General features: G+C 46.6%; 16 protein-coding genes. 7 read left to right on the top strand and 9 right to left on the bottom strand.

Features of this window, described 5'->3' with window-relative positions; translation table 11 throughout:
* Positions 1-11: 11 nt before the first annotated feature.
* The 5 genes from RIG66_RS29630 to RIG66_RS29610 form a co-directional block, all read right to left on the bottom strand.
* Positions 12-449 (bottom strand): hypothetical protein, encoded by a 438-nt coding sequence (locus RIG66_RS29630; RefSeq protein ID WP_446383068.1) that lies wholly within the window; start codon positions 447-449, stop codon positions 12-14.
* Between the two features lie 395 nt (positions 450-844).
* Complete coding sequence (locus tag RIG66_RS29625) at positions 845-1,486, bottom strand: flavin prenyltransferase UbiX (RefSeq protein ID WP_446383066.1); 642 nt, start codon at positions 1,484-1,486, stop codon at positions 845-847.
* A gap of 686 nt (positions 1,487-2,172) precedes the next feature.
* Positions 2,173-4,908: an AAA family ATPase gene (locus RIG66_RS29620; RefSeq protein WP_446383064.1), complete on the bottom strand. Its 2,736-nt coding sequence runs from the start codon at positions 4,906-4,908 to the stop codon at positions 2,173-2,175.
* Entirely contained in the window at positions 4,908-5,966 is a 1,059-nt protein-coding gene (locus RIG66_RS29615; protein ID WP_446383062.1) for an AAA family ATPase, read from the bottom strand. Before RIG66_RS29615 ends, RIG66_RS29620 begins: the two co-directional genes overlap by 1 nt.
* Before the next feature lie 190 nt (positions 5,967-6,156).
* Entirely contained in the window at positions 6,157-6,339 is a 183-nt protein-coding gene (locus RIG66_RS29610) for a hypothetical protein (RefSeq protein ID WP_446383060.1), read from the bottom strand.
* A gap of 188 nt (positions 6,340-6,527) precedes the next feature.
* Between RIG66_RS29610 and RIG66_RS29605 the strand changes: the two genes are divergently transcribed.
* From RIG66_RS29605 to RIG66_RS29595, 3 genes are all read left to right on the top strand, one after another.
* Positions 6,528-6,764: a hypothetical protein gene (locus RIG66_RS29605; protein ID WP_446383058.1), complete on the top strand. Its 237-nt coding sequence runs from the start codon at positions 6,528-6,530 to the stop codon at positions 6,762-6,764.
* A 69-nt stretch (positions 6,765-6,833) separates the two neighbouring features.
* Positions 6,834-7,838 (top strand): phenylalanine--tRNA ligase subunit alpha, encoded by a 1,005-nt coding sequence (gene pheS, locus RIG66_RS29600; RefSeq protein ID WP_446383056.1) that lies wholly within the window; start codon positions 6,834-6,836, stop codon positions 7,836-7,838.
* Between the two features lie 56 nt (positions 7,839-7,894).
* The gene (locus RIG66_RS29595) at positions 7,895-8,719 is read left to right on the top strand and encodes an oxidoreductase (protein WP_446383054.1); all 825 of its coding nucleotides are present in this window, start codon (positions 7,895-7,897) and stop codon (positions 8,717-8,719) included.
* Positions 8,720-8,902: 183 nt separating this feature from the next.
* Here the strand turns inward: RIG66_RS29595 and RIG66_RS29590 are convergent, their stop codons facing one another.
* A complete protein-coding gene (locus tag RIG66_RS29590; RefSeq protein ID WP_446383052.1) occupies positions 8,903-9,640 on the bottom strand; it encodes a 2-phosphosulfolactate phosphatase family protein in 738 nt (245 codons plus the stop codon).
* Positions 9,641-9,753: 113 nt separating this feature from the next.
* Between RIG66_RS29590 and RIG66_RS29585 the strand changes: the two genes are divergently transcribed.
* The 4 genes from RIG66_RS29585 to RIG66_RS29570 all read left to right on the top strand — a co-directional run bounded on the left by RIG66_RS29585 (position 9,754) and on the right by RIG66_RS29570 (position 14,154).
* Complete coding sequence (locus RIG66_RS29585; protein ID WP_446383050.1) at positions 9,754-10,419, top strand: L-threonylcarbamoyladenylate synthase; 666 nt, start codon at positions 9,754-9,756, stop codon at positions 10,417-10,419.
* Between the two features lie 427 nt (positions 10,420-10,846).
* The gene (locus RIG66_RS29580) at positions 10,847-12,103 is read left to right on the top strand and encodes a HetZ-related protein (RefSeq protein WP_446383048.1); all 1,257 of its coding nucleotides are present in this window, start codon (positions 10,847-10,849) and stop codon (positions 12,101-12,103) included.
* Positions 12,104-12,499: 396 nt separating this feature from the next.
* Positions 12,500-13,207, top strand: coding sequence for a PHP domain-containing protein (locus tag RIG66_RS29575; protein WP_446383046.1), 708 nt, complete (start codon positions 12,500-12,502; stop codon positions 13,205-13,207).
* 314 nt (positions 13,208-13,521) lie between these two features.
* Positions 13,522-14,154: a YqiA/YcfP family alpha/beta fold hydrolase gene (locus RIG66_RS29570; protein ID WP_446383044.1), complete on the top strand. Its 633-nt coding sequence runs from the start codon at positions 13,522-13,524 to the stop codon at positions 14,152-14,154.
* A gap of 69 nt (positions 14,155-14,223) precedes the next feature.
* Here the strand turns inward: RIG66_RS29570 and RIG66_RS29565 are convergent, their stop codons facing one another.
* The 3 genes from RIG66_RS29565 to serA form a co-directional block, all read right to left on the bottom strand.
* Positions 14,224-14,673, bottom strand: a complete 450-nt coding sequence (locus RIG66_RS29565) for a PPC domain-containing protein (RefSeq protein ID WP_446383042.1) — start codon at positions 14,671-14,673, stop codon at positions 14,224-14,226.
* Positions 14,674-14,749: 76 nt separating this feature from the next.
* Entirely contained in the window at positions 14,750-15,640 is an 891-nt protein-coding gene (gene prmA, locus RIG66_RS29560) for a 50S ribosomal protein L11 methyltransferase (protein ID WP_446383040.1), read from the bottom strand.
* A 138-nt stretch (positions 15,641-15,778) separates the two neighbouring features.
* Entirely contained in the window at positions 15,779-17,362 is a 1,584-nt protein-coding gene (gene serA / locus RIG66_RS29555) for a phosphoglycerate dehydrogenase (protein ID WP_446383038.1), read from the bottom strand.
* Between the last annotated feature and the right edge of the window lie 17 nt (positions 17,363-17,379).

Here is a 17,379-nt window from a genome sequence, read left to right as displayed (position 1 = left end):
CTTAGAGACAACTACAAATTATAAGATTTTAAGTAGACAACTGGCTGAGAACCTGAAACATCGACCATCACTTCACTAGCCCAGTCTGAGGTATTCAGGAATCCGCCAATAACGTCTTTTGCCTCGTCTGGATTCCACCAGGGAACATCCCGAAGCTCTTGTGAACTAAAGGGACGAAATCCTTCTTTTAAGGGTTCAGTATACCCAGCACTGGTCAAAAAACTATCCAAATCACTTTGATCGAGAGTAAACCGCAGGACAATCAACGAGTCAATACCGGACTCAGTATGCACTTCGATCTCCTTACTGCTTGGAGGTAACTGAATCCGAGCGAGTTGTTCAATTTGCTGTCGATTCAAATTTTTCTCCTGACGTTGTGGAGCCTGACCACAGCTAAACATGAGCAGACTCATTAATATCAAGCTAACAACGGGTGTGGCTAATCTCATCGGTGGGTACGGTTGGGGGTGTCGCGCAACTCTCGATCCTGACGGCTAATCCTGCTCATTCTTTTCGCTAAGTTAGGTAAGTTCTGAATTCAATGATCCCTCGCTTCCACTTTCTTTTTCCATTAATGTAACTCTAGTCTGCATTATTTCTATATTCTCTTCAAAGTTTAGATCTGAATTAAATTAAACGCAATCAATGATACATCTAGCTAATTCCAAATTCAGCTTAACTACCGCCGTTACAATTCAGTCCGCGTAGGCGGACTTTGTTTGTGTAGCAGCGATTTTAATCGCCGTGACTGGGTTAGGGCGGGTTTTGTTACATCTAGGTGAGTAAGAAACGATAATTTTGAAACCCGCCCCTACAAACCAGATTTCCTGAACCAAGGGAAGGGTCAAAGCTTTTCCCGAAAACCGCCTTGCCATCGCGTTAAAGGAACACAATCAATATTGAGTTGGTCAAAGGTTCGCGCCACAACAAAATCCACTAAATCTTCAATCGTTTGAGGATTGTGATACCAGGCGGGAATGGCTGGCACAATCTTTACTCCCGCTTCAGCTAGAGTGGTGAGGTTGCGTAGGTGAATTAAGCTAAATGGTGTTTCACGGGGTACAATGATCAGTTGACGCCCTTCTTTTAACTGCACATCGGCTGACCGTTCCAATAAATCTGAACTCAAACCGTTAGCAATTTTTGCCACCGTACTCATACTACAGGGAATAATCACCATTCCCAACGTCCGGAACGAACCACTGGCAATGGTTGCACCCACATCCCCCCAGCGATGACAAATCAGCTTACCTTTGGTGGGTACACCTGCTTGCTGACGCCAGAATTGTGTCTGTTGTTCGGGTTCTGGAGGCATACGGGTGTTTTGTTCGGCTTGCCAAACCATATAGGCTGATTTTGATGCTACGAGTTCGATGGTATAGTCGGCTTCTAAGAGAAACTTCACGGCACGTACTGCATAGATTAAGCCAGAGGCACCAGTAATACCGAGGATTAAGGGGAACGTTTGGGGATTGGTTGAAGACACGCGATTTTAACGGAAGATGGTTGTCAGTCTTTACCAGTGTAGAGGCGTAGCAGGCTAAGTTTCTACATGAAATAGAATCATTTTGTCGCCAATGTTCCTATTCGGAATTTTAGTTTAAGCCCTGAACTAAAGCTAAAACCCATTTTAACGGATTCAAATATTCAGTAAGCTTTAGCTTACTTTAGCTTTCAGCCGGAAATTTATTTCTAGGCGTCCAAGTTGGCAACATTCTGTTTGACTCAGTGACATTCATATTATGTTTTTTCAACTGTTTGCGGTTGAATGGAGCTTCCTAAAAAGGGTAAAATAGATTTGACCATTGAATTGGGCGCACGTCATTCATTGGTTGGTGTCAACTTAAGCTACAACCCCTCACCCTCATCCCCTCTCCCGCCAGGGGAGAGGGGAGCAAGAAGAAAGCGATATAGAAAATGTATTCTAGAGATGCTTTGCAAGCGTCTTTATGTGATTGTTCCCCTTCTCCGTTGATGGGAGAAGGGGTTAGAGGATGAGGGTGAAAAACTTGCCAGTCGTGCCTTTCACCTTAAGTTGTCACCAATGCACGTCAGTGCGCCCCTACGGTTTCTGGGCGTAAGCTTAATTGATAAAAGTCGGTATGTTACGCCACTACAATTAGGCAACAAATTGATTCAACGAAGGACAAATGACAAATGACAAATGACAATCTACTGATTTAACACCCAGCGCCGGAAAAGTTCGACAATAATCTGCCAATACTCATCTTTTTGCTGAATCACATCATGGCGTTTTAATGTCTCCAACGCTTCCTCTAATTGTTTCTCCTCCAGGGTGGCAAGTCCTGATTCTCTGAATAATTCTGCTAACCTTACCCTTAATTGTTCAATGATTAACCCATCGGGGTGAGGTGCTAAAACCTTGAGGATTTCCTGTTGACCGGAAACCCCTCGCGCCGCTTGACCCCAAACGCCATCAAAATAATACCGTCCCCGCTGATAAAATTCAGTGTTCTTAATCACCGCTTCCACATCCTCTACCGTAAAAACGGGGTCACGAGAATGTTCCTGTTCAAACACAAAATCATTGTATCGGCGCACCAGTTGGAATCCCACCAGTTGAACTAAATAAGGTTGACCTGCGGTGAAACGATAGATAATGTCAAGGGCGTCTGGGATGTAATCCAGGGGAAAATCAACCGCTTCATTATCCGGGACATCTGAAACAGTCGCATCTGGATTTTCCAGGCTGGGATTAGCTAAAATCTGGCGAGTTGCAGCAGGTTGTAAGAAACCAACGTGAATCGGAATAACGCTAGCAAAAAAGGGTTGGAAATAATCGGCGGTCATTTCTTCTAAGGTGTGCAATCCGGCAAACACAAAGGCGACTTGAGAGTTCATTTGCACCAATCCCCGCAGATAGCCAATAAAATCATTGGGGATTTTTCCCGCTTCGATGAGTTCCTCGATTTTCTCGAATTCGTCTAGGGCAATAATTAACCCCTGTAGAGATGTTTCCCGTAATGTCTCAACCACCTGTTTAAAATAGCGTTCAAACGTCCGATAAGGAAGATTTAGCAAAGCATCATCATCGGGAGGGGGACAACCGATAGCATCAGAAATTGCATCACTAATTGCCATTAAAACTTCCCCGACACCTTGGGGACTGCCTAAACGCAGTAGGTTAATATAAACGACTTTTACCCGTGAACCAGAACAGTTTGCCACATTTAAAAGTATCGAGGTTTTCCCCATGCGGCGATGACCATAGAGAACTACAGATTGGAGTTGTTGACCCATCACCCAGAGTTCTTCTAATTGTCTGAGGATATCGTCTCGTCCCACAAAGCGATTCCCTTCAACGGGGTCACCGACAACATAAGGATTGGTGACGGGTTTGGTGATGGAAATATCGCCAATTTCAGCCGCGATTTGTAATAAGGCGTCTTGCCAGGTTTGGGCAATATCTTTGATGAGTTCTCGTTCAGCTTCGGGTAGGGTTTCGATATGGTTGAGGATAGTTTCTAGTTCTCCTAAGGCGCGGTTGAGGGCAAAGGAACGGGTGGAACGAGAGACGCTACGCTGAACCACTCGCGCATCTTCCACGACTCGACGGAGGGCGTTTATTGTGTTCCAGGTTAGGGGATGCAGTAGGGGTTCATTAGGGGTACTGGGGGCTTCTAATGTGGCGATTTTGGCGGGTTCTTTGGCTTCGTTGAATGTGGTGAGAATTTGGGCGAGGGTGAAGAGTTCTTCACCATAGAGAAGAGAACGGACAACGGCAAAGGCTTCGGTTGCTTTGGCGGGTTCTTTTTCATGGAGATGCCAAAAACCAGCCGCCGCAGCACGAGCAGGGGTGTCTAATCGAGTATCTGTAATAAAGTTAGCTTGAAGCTGTTGCCGCCAATGACGAGGAAATAAGAAAAAAAACTCTACGGCGTTTGACTTAAACACCGCATTCAGCGAAGCTGAACAAAAACGTAGTAGCTCCCAATCAAAAGGGGTTTCAGCCAGCCGAGAGATACGCCAAATTAGTTGTTCTGATGGGGCTTTAGCCAGTACCAGATTAACGCTTTTTACAACAGGAATAAATTGTAGAGTATATGCCAATAATTGATTGATATTGTGTAAACCCTTTTCCCAATCCTGTTCCAACCAATTCTGTAAGCGCAACCCTAGATAAGGTATGGGAATTAGAGTTATGCGCGGGAATAACCAACTTCTATTCTGAAGATGCCGTAGGTTTAACAGTGAACCAATCAGCCAGTTTTCTGGACGCCAGATTGCCACGCCCAACGCCACGCCTCCCGCCACGCCTCCCGCCACGCCTACCGCCACGCCTACCGCCACGCTCAACGCCACGCCCAACGCCACGCTCAACGCCACGCCCAACGCCACGGCTCCCGCCATGGCTCCCGCCACGGCTCCCGCCACGGCTCCCGCCACGCCCAACGCCACGCCCAACGCCACGCCCAACGCCACGGCTCCCGCCACGCCCAACGCCACGGCTCCCGCCACGCCTACCGCCACGCCTAACCCCAACCCTCCCGCCACGCCCAACGCCACGGCTCCCGCCACGCCTAACCCCAACCCTCCCGCCACGCCCAACGCCACGCCCAACGCCACGTGACTCCAATCAATCTCAAAACCTATCTGCTGAAGCAATCCACAAAAAGCGACAGGAATAACAATAGTCAACATCAACCCTTGAATAAGCAACTGACGCTGAACCAGATTCTGACGCAATAGTTCTAATCCCTTGCGCCAATTCATTTCTTTTGGAGGAATATACCCACCACCAAAGGTATCTACATACCAGCGCAATGCTTGAGGAAAATAAAAAACCCAATATAATAAACGCAGATAATCCAAAGGATTCCATAAAGATAAAGGGCGCTTCAGTTTCGGCGCTAAATCTAATCGGGGAACCGGGCGATGTTGGCTCATTACCCATCCTCCAAATACCGGGAATACATTCGATAACACAACTGCATCAATCGCCGGGGATGACCCCCACTATCCTCAACTAACTGATTAATGTCAGCTTCAGTAAACCGTATCGAAGTCATCGCCAAACGTGTATCAATAAAAGCACGGGCTGTTAGTTCATCCCAAGGTTTTATTATTTCTTCTTGACAAACTCCTGCCAGAGGCGAAGTTTTGGTATTATCCCAACTATCATTAAACAGTTTATCTAAAGATTCATTCGCCGCCAAAACCAGTTTAAGTGGTGCTTTCCCCTCAGCCAAACCCCGTAAATAATCCCGCAAACCGCGATTAAAGCCATCCCAGGTCATTTTCCCTACATTGTCTAAAGCTAGCAGGATTTGACGCGATTTTAAATGACGATCCAGCCTTGTTCCCTTGCTTTCCGGTATACCAATTTCATAACATAATGCACTATAGAAATCATCTTCATCTTCAACCAGATTTAAATCGATAAAAACAGGCTGGCGCGGCGAATAGAGATGAGTATCCGCCAGTTGGCAAATCTGGGAAAGTAAAGAAGATTTACCGATACCCTCTGCTCCGATTAAGGCAACACTGCTACCACTATTAAGCACCTCAAATATCTGCCGAATTTCCCGTTTTCGGTTAAAGAAATCTTGCGGATTATCGATTCTGCCTTGTTGGGGAATAAAAGGATTAATCGTTAGATTGTCAAAATCTACAGAAGTAGAGGTTTGTTGTAAGAGTTCAGGGGGGGCTGACATCTCAGATTTTGGCGGTTTAGTTTCAACCTCTACACCATAAAGATATTCAATTTGCTTTTTAAAATTTCGTTTATTAATTTCAGCATTAAAATACTCTTTCAGTCTTTTGCATAACTTTGCGCCTAATTCTCTAGTGTATTGATAATCAAAACAGTTTTGGGCAGCAATCTGTTCATAACCGTTACCTTGCCAAATCCCAATCACAATCGCCTCTTCTGCTTCAGTCAAAACAGGCTGAGAGTTCTCCCACAGCCGCCTGTTGATGAATTCTAGCGCCTCTTTTGAGTTCATTAGTGAGCCTTGAGATTCATTTGCCAATTTTATCAAACCCATCCCCATTCTGCCAGTTTGTAATTGCGCTTTAGCGCCATAAACGTTTCAACATTGAGAACAAACTGATAAGAGGGCGACCCAAGTCAATTGAGTAGATTGGTGTTGTTCATTAGTGCAAGCGGGTCGCCCCTACAGGATTTCAACAGACTTACTTGAGTTCATTCTCTGCATCTAGCTGATTGTAATAATCCTCCATTTCTGTATCGAGTTCACGGCGGTAAGCTTGGATATAATCCAGCATCTGATAAAATTGTGGATCGTCTTTATACTTACCCGCCAATTTCACCCAAGGATGATCTGATTTAGGCAATTCAAGCTCAAGCTTATCCATTTAATCATTACTCCAATTTCAAAAGATTAGTTACTACAGGCGTGAGGGCGCAAGCCTTGCGCCCCTACAGGTGGTTAAATGACAAATGACGAAGAACAAACCAACATTATCCTACATCTCCCTACAAACACTAACGTTCTAAATTCCCCTACTTTTGCCTACCTAAAATACCTGCTACCCAAGTCATCATGGTTGTATCGATAACCGAGGTAAACACGATGATTAACACCAACCCCCAAACCCAACCGAATCTAGAACCCCAACCCAACGCCATGGAAACCATCACATCCACACCCCTAACCCAAATCAACCCCACAACCTTAATCCAGTACGGCGGGATCACCACAGCCGTTATATTAGCGATCGCACTCCTGATTCTGGCGTTAGCGGAATATAATAGGGTCTTCTTTCCCCCTCGCCGTTAGCCGATAACGGTAAACTAAGAAAAGCCTTGGCAAGCATTGCCTCTCTCAAACCTGATCACGACTGAATTCATGACTACTTCGCTCAACGAGCTAGAAACCCAATTAGTCGCCCTCAAACAAGAAGCCACTCCTGCGATCGCAAAAACGGATACGCTGGATCAATTGGAACAATTGCGCGTCAACTACTTGGGGAAAAAAGGACAGTTATCCCAAATCTTGCGCGGGATGGGGAAGCTATCCCCCGACGATAGACCGCGAATTGGGGCGCTTGCTAATGAAGTCAAAGAAGCCCTGCAACAATCCCTAGACAACAAGCGCCAAGAGTTACAAGCCGCCCAAATTCAGGCACAATTAGCCGCCGAAACCCTTGATGTGACCATGCCAGGGGTGTATAAACCTCAAGGTCGAATTCATCCCCTCAATAGCATTATCGACCAAGTTCTGGATATTTTTGTCGGTTTGGGGTACACCGTCGCCACCGGACCAGAAATGGAGACCGATTATTATAATTTTGAGGCATTAAATACCCCCCAAGACCATCCGGCGCGGGATATGCAGGATACCTTTTATCTCCCCGATGGGAACCTGCTGCGAACTCATACCTCTTCGGTGCAAATTCGCTACATGGAAAATAACGAACCCCCCATCCGAATTATTGCCCCAGGGCGGGTTTATCGCCGGGATACCGTTGATGCGACACATTCGGCTGTTTTCCATCAAATTGAAATTTTAGCCGTTGATGAGGACATCACATTTGGGGATCTCAAAGGGACATTAAAAGTCTTCTTCCAAGAATTATTTGGTGAAGATGTCGATGTTCGCTTACGCGCCAGTTATTTCCCATTCACAGAACCCTCGGCGGAAGTTGATGTCAAATGGAGAGGGAAATGGTTAGAGATGGGCGGCTGTGGAATGGTTGATCCCAATGTGCTGAAAACCGTTGGTTATGATCCAGAAGTTTATACTGGGTTTGCCGCCGGATTTGGCGCGGAACGTTTTGCCCTCGTCATGCACCAAATTGATGATATTCGCCGTTTATATACCAGTGATTTACGCTTTTTGCAACAGTTTTAAGGAGTCATTTCTCATTGGTCATTTGTCCTTTGTCGTTCCTCAAATAGGAGTTTCCTATGTCTAGCGATTCAAAGAAAAACGTTGCCATGGTAACAGGCGCTTCCTCTGGGATCGGTAAAGCGATCGTGCAGCAACTTCTAAAAGAGGGTTGGATCGTCTATGGTGGGGCGCGGCGAGTGGAAAAAATGGCGGATATTAAAGCAATGGGAGCCAAAGTTCTGTCTCTTGATGTGACCGATGATGCCAGTATGACAACGGCTGTGCAAACCCTGCTTTCGGCTGAAGGGCAGATTGATGCATTAGTGAATAATGCGGGTTATGGTTCCTACGGGGCGCTGGAAGATGTGCCACTCCAAGAAGCGAAGCGACAATTTGACGTGAATGTGTTTGGCTTAATCCGGCTGACGCAATTGGTTCTACCATCGATGCGAATGGCAAAATCCGGCACCATCGTGAATATCAGTTCCATGGGCGGGCGGATTTGGATGCCCATCGGTGGTTGGTATCATGCCACAAAACACGCAGTTGAGGTATTATCTGATGCCTTGCGGATGGAAACCGAACCCTTTGGCATTCGTGTGGTGGTGGTGCAACCGGGGGCGATTGAAAGTGAATGGTCAAGTATTGCGGCTCAGACGTTACGGGAAAATTCTCAGGGATCAGCGTACCAGGGAACGGTTGAACCCATGGCAAAGGTGTTAGAGGATTACCAAAATGCCTCAAGTCCTAATGTGGTTGCTAAAGCGGTGTCCAAGGCGGTGAATAGTCGCAATCCCAAGCGGCGGTATGCTACACCAATGGATGCCAAACTCTATATATTTTTGCATTGGTTGTTACCGGATTGGGCTTGGGAGCGTTTGATTGCCAGTGCGATTCAGTAGAAAGCTGGGGAAGATGGAGAAGATGGGGGAGATGGGGGAGTATTGAATGTGTAGGGGCGGGTTTCATGATTATTGTTGCTGAATTGACCCCGATGTGAATAAACCCGCCCTGACCGAGTGTTGACGTTTTGATTAACTTGATCTGTTCTCTGCCGAAAGACGTGCCATGGCGCGTTTCTACACTCAGGATTTTCTGACTAAAACTCCGGGTTCTTTCTGAATCGGTAAAACGTCTAAACTATCCGCTTGGGCGCAATACTTTAAATCCTCATGACCGTTTAGCCGCAGTAGGCGTTTACCATGACTGGCATGGTGAAACATTTCTAACATCTTGTCTTTCCACTGAGTATAAAGAGCAAAAGCGCCAATCACTTCATCATTACCCGTAATATCGCCCAGAGTGTGATCGGTTTGAGAAATCAGGCTATCGGCGATCGCACCTGCACAGGCGGTATCTTCAAGGGAGTAAGACCCTTCCCAGCCTGAACCGACTAGCCAAACAGTTTCCGGCTTTTGCTCAAGCAGATACTGTACCACCGTCTGACGATTCACCATGGCGGCGGCTAGCACCACAGGGGCGTTCTGGACGCGCTGTAAAGCGCGAGTACCATTTGTGGTCGTAATAAACAAACGGCGTCCCTGAACCCGCTCTGGCGTGCAGTCTAGGGGAGAATTGCCTAAATCACAACCCGCGACTTTTGATCCGCCCCGTTCTCCGGCGCGAAGGCGTTTTTCTGGGAGCCATTTTTCGCTCACTTGCATTAACTGATCAATATCGCTGAAGGCTTGCACTGCTTCAGCACCTGCGTGTAAGGCTGTCGCAATCGTGGTTGTAGCTCTTAGCACATCAACCGCGATCGCACAATCTGGCGTCGTATCCGTTGGGGTAAGTTCGGGGGTGTGGTAAATAAATAGCTTCACTGGCTCACTGCACCTGCGTTTTCAAATGCCGACTCCATATTTTACCCACTTAAGGTCGTGGAATTTAGGCTTTTATAAGATCATCTAACCATTGCAATCATTTGGAACGATTTATGGCAACGATTTACACCGTCCATCCGGAAACGCCTCAAATACGCCGAATAGAGAAAATAAGGGACAACCTGCAAGACGGTGCGGTGATGTTATATCCCACAGATACCGTCTATGCCATTGGTTGCGACTTGAATGTCAAATCGGCTGTGGAACGGGTCAGGCGTTTAAAGCAACTCTCGAATGAGAAACCTTTAACGTTTTTGTGTTCCTCGTTATCCAACATCTCTGAATATGCTTGGGTCAGTGACCCGGCTTACCGGATTATGAAGCGTCTGATTCCTGGACCCTATACCTTTTTGTTACCCGCAACTAAGTTAGTACCTCGGCTAGTGATGAGTCCCAAGCGTAAAACCAGTGGTATCCGAGTTCCGGATCATCCGGTTTGTCAAGCCATACTCGAAGCGCTAGGTAATCCTGTCATTTCCACGTCGGCTCATTTACCTGATGAGATGGGAAATTTCCCCACCGTGGGACTGGAAACCGCCAGACTCTTTGATCAGTTTGAGGGTTTAGTGGACATTATTGTCGATGATGGCTCGAAACCCAGTTTCCAGGTATCCACCATTCTGGATATGACTGGGAATGAACCCACAATCCTGCGGAAAGGATTGGGAGCGGAAGCCGCCATGACATGGGCTGTACCCGCTAACCAGAGCTGGGAATAGGGTTATAAGGTTTGACCCATCGGTGTAACCCGTTAGAGTCAAACCCAATCCAGTTCGGCTTTCGCTAATCAGCATTCGGACTACAGGAGACAGACCGGGGATTTCGGATGAACGTCCAGAAATAAACCCAGTTTGTGAATTGTCTACTCTCACTCAATATTAAAGCCGTGGAAATACTGACCCCTTGCCAATTGCCTAAATGCAGGTGTAGCAAGGGTTAGCAGCCATAAGCATAGTCCCTAAATAGGCGAGGGTGTCTGCCGTGTACTCGTGATCTCTCGTTTAGTGACACACCACTCAACCAAAGACTAGGCGTAACGTTTTACATTCAAATTGTGGACAGCAACAGAGCATTTATTCCGAATAACCTCTCGTTCCTCTGCTGATGTCTTGGTAATTCGTAACTGTAGTCTTTAGGGGCAATACCATGAACGTTAAAACTGTTAAATCTATCACTCAACCTTCCCCAAACCACCTAGAGAATCCGGAAGTTTTCGGCACAGACACTCAAAGTTTAATTGATCTGTTGCTAGAGGAAATGCGGTCGGCACTCTATGGTTCCAAAGCTTTAGAAACCAATGGTGGTTTGACTTCTGAGCCCAAACGCCTACCCAGTCGCGCTCAAATCGTGGCAAAACGAATGGTGCAGGAGGTACAACGAATTTGCCGCAAGAGCGATCGCATTCAAACTTCGGGTCAAGTTCGCTCCTGGCAAATTACGTTAATTCGTCACCGCTTACACAAGTGTTTAGGCTACTATAAATTGGGGTCTAAGCAAGGGCGTGTTGAATTGCACAGCACATTAAGTGCCATGGTTTATCGCCATGTTGCCCAGCCTCAATCCCAGTTAAAATTCTCGGCTCGTTATAATCTGATTGAGGACTTTTTACAAGACTTTTATGCTGAGTCCTTGAAAGCATTTCGCCGGGAAAATGAGGTGGATGTAGATTACACGCCTCGCACTCAAATTGAACTGGCGGAGTATATGGCATTTACGGAACAGTATGCCAAGCGGCGCATCACCTTACCGAACCGTTGTAGTCAACAGCTTATCGTCCTAAGAGCGCAAAGCTTTGCCAGACGCCAACCCAATGAAACGGCTCTGGATATTGAGCAAGCGGTGGAATTTGCCAAGGGCGAAGAAGCCCAAGAGTTAAGCCGCTCCCCGGCGATGCAACAAGTACGGGCGCACCTAGTCGCTCAAACCACTGATCCCAGTGAATCAGTATTGCGCGATCGCGTGGTTGGTGAACTGATTAATTATCTTGAGCAACAAGGTCACTCTGACTGCGCGGATTACCTAGTCTTAAAGTTACAAGACCTCGCCGCACCGGAAATCGATGAGATTTTAGGGCTAACCCCCCGCCAACGGGACTACCTGCAACAGCGCTTTAAGTACCATGTCGAAAAATTCTCCCGGTCATCCCACTGGAAACTGGTACACCAATGGCTAGGAGCTGATTTAGACCAAAAATTAGGCATGACCTCTGACCAATGGGACACCTTTTTGGCTACACTTGATGAGCAACAACAGCAACTCCTGTCTCTCAAACAAGCCCACAAGAGCGATGCTGAAATTGCTAAAACCCTCAAGTGTACACCCAAACAATTACAAAAGCGCTGGACAAAGTTACTAGAATGTGCATGGAAAACGCGCAATTCTGATGGTTCTCTTGCCAAGTAAGGAGTGCAACAGTTGAATGTGGAGGAGGTCGAACGCAAAAACTTGATTCTCTTAGCGTGTCATTTAAACGGTTCAAGTCCAACCGTCCGTTATCCCCCTCTAACTCCTCCGGTTTAGATGGGGGATTCTCCTAGTACAGCCAATGGCAGACGGTTCTTAGCTGGCTACCTCTGGGAGAAGTGGAAAGATTAGTAAACGTTATGCTAACGCGAGAAATTACCAATGGAAAATGAGACCGCTTTACAGGGTTTTTACAGACGATGACTACTAAGTTTTGCTAAGGTAGTGTTAACAATTTGAAATGATTAGGACGTATTTCTGGGCAAGCTTACTGGCTTAAGCAGTTGAGGAGAGCCTCTCATTCATTAGACTCATCTATTAATAATATCAGCAAACATGGTGGTTAAAATGGCTCCAGTTTTAGTATCATCCCCTATAGCAGAACAAGATCAACACGCTCTCCGGCAGGTCTGGCAAACCTTGGGTCCCGATAGTTGTCCTCGTTCCTACAATTTCCATTGTCATACCAAGGCGTCTGATGGTCAGCTTCATCCCAAAACGTTAATTGAACAAGCTGTTTCCATCGGTCTGAAAGGGTTTGCTATCACCGATCATCATACAATCGAGGGCTATCAAATCGCTAAAACCTGTCTAGATTCCCTCCAAGACGCTTTACCCACTCAGGCAATTCCTCACCTCTGGACTGGCGTAGAAATCAACGCTCGCTTATTGAATACGGATGTTCATATCTTGGGCTATGCATTTGATCCCAATCATTTCAGGTTAAAGTCTTATCTCCAAGGCAAAGCCCCCAAACATCAGCAGGCTGAAGCCGCAACTGTCATTGATGTTTTGCATCAGGCAGGTGGATTGGCGGTATTGGCTCATCCATGCCGTTATCGACGTTCAGCCAAGGAACTGATTCCCGCCGCCGCCAATTTGGGCATTGATGGCGTAGAAGCCTATTATGCTTACGCGAACCCGAATCCTTGGCATCCCAGTTCTAGGCAAACTCAGCAAGTGAAACAGTTAAGTGCCACCTATAATTTGTTCAATACTTGTGGTACAGATACCCATGGTTCAAACTTGCTACGGCGTTTGTGATGACAAATCTCAATCAACCAGTAGGGGCACGACATGTCGTGCCCCTACACTGTATTGGTGCTAAGTTCTCAGTGATACATCACCGTCGAACTTCATCCCCCGACTAAAGTACGGAAGCTTCCGTTCTCCCGACCTCTATCTGTGAGGACTAGAATGTTTTCGGTGTTTATTTTGAGGATAGATTATGAACATATCAAACTTTTCGTTAAGTTTATGAGAAAAAGCAATATAACTTGGTTTTGTTTAACATAAGTACACGGTTTAAAGGTTTCAAAGCGGTATAGGTAAATGAGAAGCCGTAGGGGAAAATAGTTTTGAGGTATATTTACTTACACGGTTTTGCGTCCAGTCCGGGATCAGCAAAAGCGGTTTATTTACGCGATCGCTTTGCGGAGTTAGGAGTTACTCTACTCGTTCCCGATCTGAACCAGGGTGACTTTTCTCATCTGACACTTACCCGTCAGATTCAGCAAATTCAGACGGAGTTTTTGGCAACGCCAACGCCAATCACGTTAATCGGTTCGAGTTTAGGTGGACTTACGGCGGCTTGGTTAGGGGAATATCACACGTTCATCCAGAGGTTGGTTTTGCTAGCGCCAGCCTTTGGATTGCTCTCTCATTGGTTATCTACTCTGGGAGAAGAAACACGGTATCAATGGCAAGTTGAAGGATATCGTCCTATTTATCACTATGGCGAACAGAAAGAACTGCTCCTTTCTTATCAATTTGTGGAAGATATCCGTCAGTATGAACAAACTCACCGATTGAAACGACCCATTCCTACTCTAATTTTGCATGGGCAGCATGATAAGGTGATTCCCATTAATGAAAGCTTAATCTATGCCAAGGAACGGTCTTGGGTGGAGCTTATTCCACTCAATAGTGATCATTCGTTAAGTGACGTAAAAGCCGAAATTTGGCAGTCAATTTTGGCATTTTGTCAATAACCTTGTAGAGACGTTGCATGCAACGTCTCTACAATCAGTCGAAGATTGGAACCTTTAGCATTTCGTAATTCAAATTGGTCGCAAACGTGTCACCTTCAAGGTAAAAGGACCCCCTCCCGTTTCTCCAAAAGCCCGCACCCGAATAATATAGGTTCCGGTTTCAGTAATCCGGGAAAATAGCAACGAATTCGTCGTACCATCGGGACCATCATCATTTTCGGCAATAGTTGAGCCATCAGAGGCTAAGAGCGTAACAATTGTATCGAAGCTATCTGAAATTAAATCAATAGCCACTTGATCGCCAGCACTCAATTCTATCGTGTAGTCCCGGGCAAACCCCCCCTCTCCCGTGGGAATATCTTGGTCAGTGAGGGTATCAGAAACTTGATTACGCTCAGGAATCGGAATCGGATTATACAGGTCATTTTGCGCTCTCACAGCCGCCGCCGTTAAGCCCACTAAAAAGGTTGTAGGAACAAGCAGAGCAAAGCTAAAACGAGCGGCAAAGGCATTCATCATAGAAAATCATTTAGGCTGAACGGGTCAATTATAGGCGTTCTACTGTAGGTATTGATGATGCGGCACTCCTAATCATCTATCGTCGAATATTAAAACAACACCACTCTTGGCGTTTCCAGAGAGTCGCTACTGTCCAGTTATGTTGTTCTAGGGTATCAGCAATAGGTTTAGCCTGATCCAACAATATCCCGCTAATAATTCCCCAACTGTGGGAACTGGCGATCGCACTGATTCCAGGAATCAGGTCAATAATCACTTCTGCCAGGATATTGCAGAGAATACCATCAACCTTTTTCTCCCCCAAAAGATGAGATAATAGCTCAACACTACCTTTCTTCACCACCAAGCGATCGGCACTAATCTGATTCAATTCTCGGTTGCTGCGGGCAGAGCGCACAGCGAGGGGATCAATATCTACCCCCAAGACTTTTTTTGCCCCCAATAACACAGAGGCAATGGATAAAATACCCGATCCACACCCAATATCCGCAATAACGGGGTGGCTATGATCATAACCGATTCGCATTTCCAGGGCTTCTAGGCACAGATGCGTGGTGGGATGGGTTCCCGTACCAAATGCTGCACCCGGATCGAGACGCAACAGCAGGCGCTCTGTTTGTGGGGGTACAGATAACCAAGCCGGGTAAATCAAAAAGCAATCGCCAATTTCTGTGGGTTGCCAATGCTGTTTCCAACTACTCGCCCAGTCTTCTTCATCAATTAAGTGCCACTGGGTTAGGGGAATGGGCAATCCTACCGTCAGCGCATCTTGGCGCAACCACAAGGATAGTGCTGCCAAATCCAACAAATGTGCCTGATTTTGGGGTAAGTGAGCTCGGATTAGTTGAGAGTGTCCTTTGCTTTCACACGACATTCCCCGACAGCCGAAATTGTCCAGTCGCCAGAAGATTAAATCCTCCAAGTCTGGATCACCCAAAATTTTAATTTCCCACCAGCTATTTGCCATACGATTTCAGATTTCAGATTTCAGATTTCAGATTTTAAATTGAGGGAGAGCCGTTGGAAACCAACAGATATCGGAGGATCGTAGTTCTACCGTCTGAGTCATCCAAAATCCAAAACCCAAAATCCAAAATTGACGTGACTACAGTGTTACCGTATAAGCGTCCCGAATACCAGGAACTTCGGTAATTCCGGTCAAAATTCCCTCCGGTAGGGGATCATCAATGCTCAAGACCATTACAGCATCCCCTCGCACAATTTTGCGACCGACCTGCATACTGGCAATATTCACATTAAAACTACCCAGCAGCGACCCAATTTTACCAATAATTCCCGGCATATCGCGGTGCAGGGTAAAGAGCATGTGGTGACTCGGTGGTACATTAATCGGAAACTCGTCAATACTGGTGATGTGAATTTCACCATCACTCAGTAGCGCTCCCGTCACCGAATGTTCACCCAAGGAACCCTTTGCCGATAGCAGCAGCGAACCGCCAGAATAATCTTGCACTGAAGCATCACGGGTTTCAATCACTCGAATCCCCCGCTCTTTTGCCTCTATTGAAGCATTGACGTAGTTAACCCGCTCCCGCAAGGCTTGGGATAGCAGTCCTTTCAGGGATGCTACCACTAATGGCTGACTATTATTCGTGGCTAACTCTCCTTGTAACCGGACATTTAGCTGTTCAATTCGCCCACCCGCTAACTGACTGACCAAATTACCCAGGGTTTCTGCCAACCGCATGTAGGGTTTGAGCTGTTCTAACACATTAGGCGATAGTCCGGGAATATTCACGGCTGAACGCGCCGGTAATCCTAAGAGGACATCGCGAATTTGTTCAGCCACATCAATGGCAACATTAACTTGGGCTTCTGCGGTTGACGCACCCAGGTGAGGCGTAAGGATCACTTCCTTACCCAGTTCACGTAGGGGAGATTCTCCCAGGGGTTCTGACTCAAATACATCCAGTGCTGCCCCAGCTATTTTACCTGCCTTTAACGCTTCGGAAAGTGCCGCCTCATCAATGACTCCACCTCTAGAGCAATTGATAATTCGAGCCGTTGGTTTCATTGTCGCCAAGGCTTCGGCATTAATCAGATGAGTGGTTTCCGGGGTTTTGGGAATATGCAGGGTGACGTAGTCCGACTCCCGCAACAACAAATCCATATCCACCAGACGACAGCCAAGCTGATCCGCACGTTCCAAGGAAATAAAGGGATCATAAGCCAGTAACTTCATCCCCATGGAGCGGGCGACAGTTGCCACATGGGAACCAATTTTACCCAAGCCCACAATACCGATGGTTTTTTTGTAAACTTCGGCACCGATAAAGCGCTTGCGATCCCATTGACTATTTTTCACCGACTGATTGGCTTCTGGGATATGACGTGATAAAGACAGCATCATCGCTAAAGCGTGTTCAGCCGCCGCAATGGTATTTCCTTCCGGGGAGTTAACCACCACAATACCTTGACGGGTAGCCGCCGGGACATCAACGTTATCAACGCCAACTCCCGCACGTCCAATAATCTTGAGTTGTTTACCTACTTCGATGATTTCTTTGGTCACACGAGTGCCAGACCGAATCATCATGGCATCATACTCAGGAATGATGCTAACGAGTTCCTCAGGCGATAGATTGGTTTTCACATCAACCTGAGCCACTTGGGAGAGGATATCAATTCCAGCTTGATCGATGGGATCGGATACAAGTACTTTAGACATTGCCAGTAGATGGGTTG

It is taken from the genome of Coleofasciculus sp. E2-BRE-01, assembly GCF_040221695.1.
Classification (GTDB): domain Bacteria; phylum Cyanobacteriota; class Cyanobacteriia; order Cyanobacteriales; family Coleofasciculaceae; genus Coleofasciculus.
The sequence above is the reverse complement of the archived record's forward strand: the minus strand, read 5'-3'. Positions and strand labels throughout refer to the sequence as shown.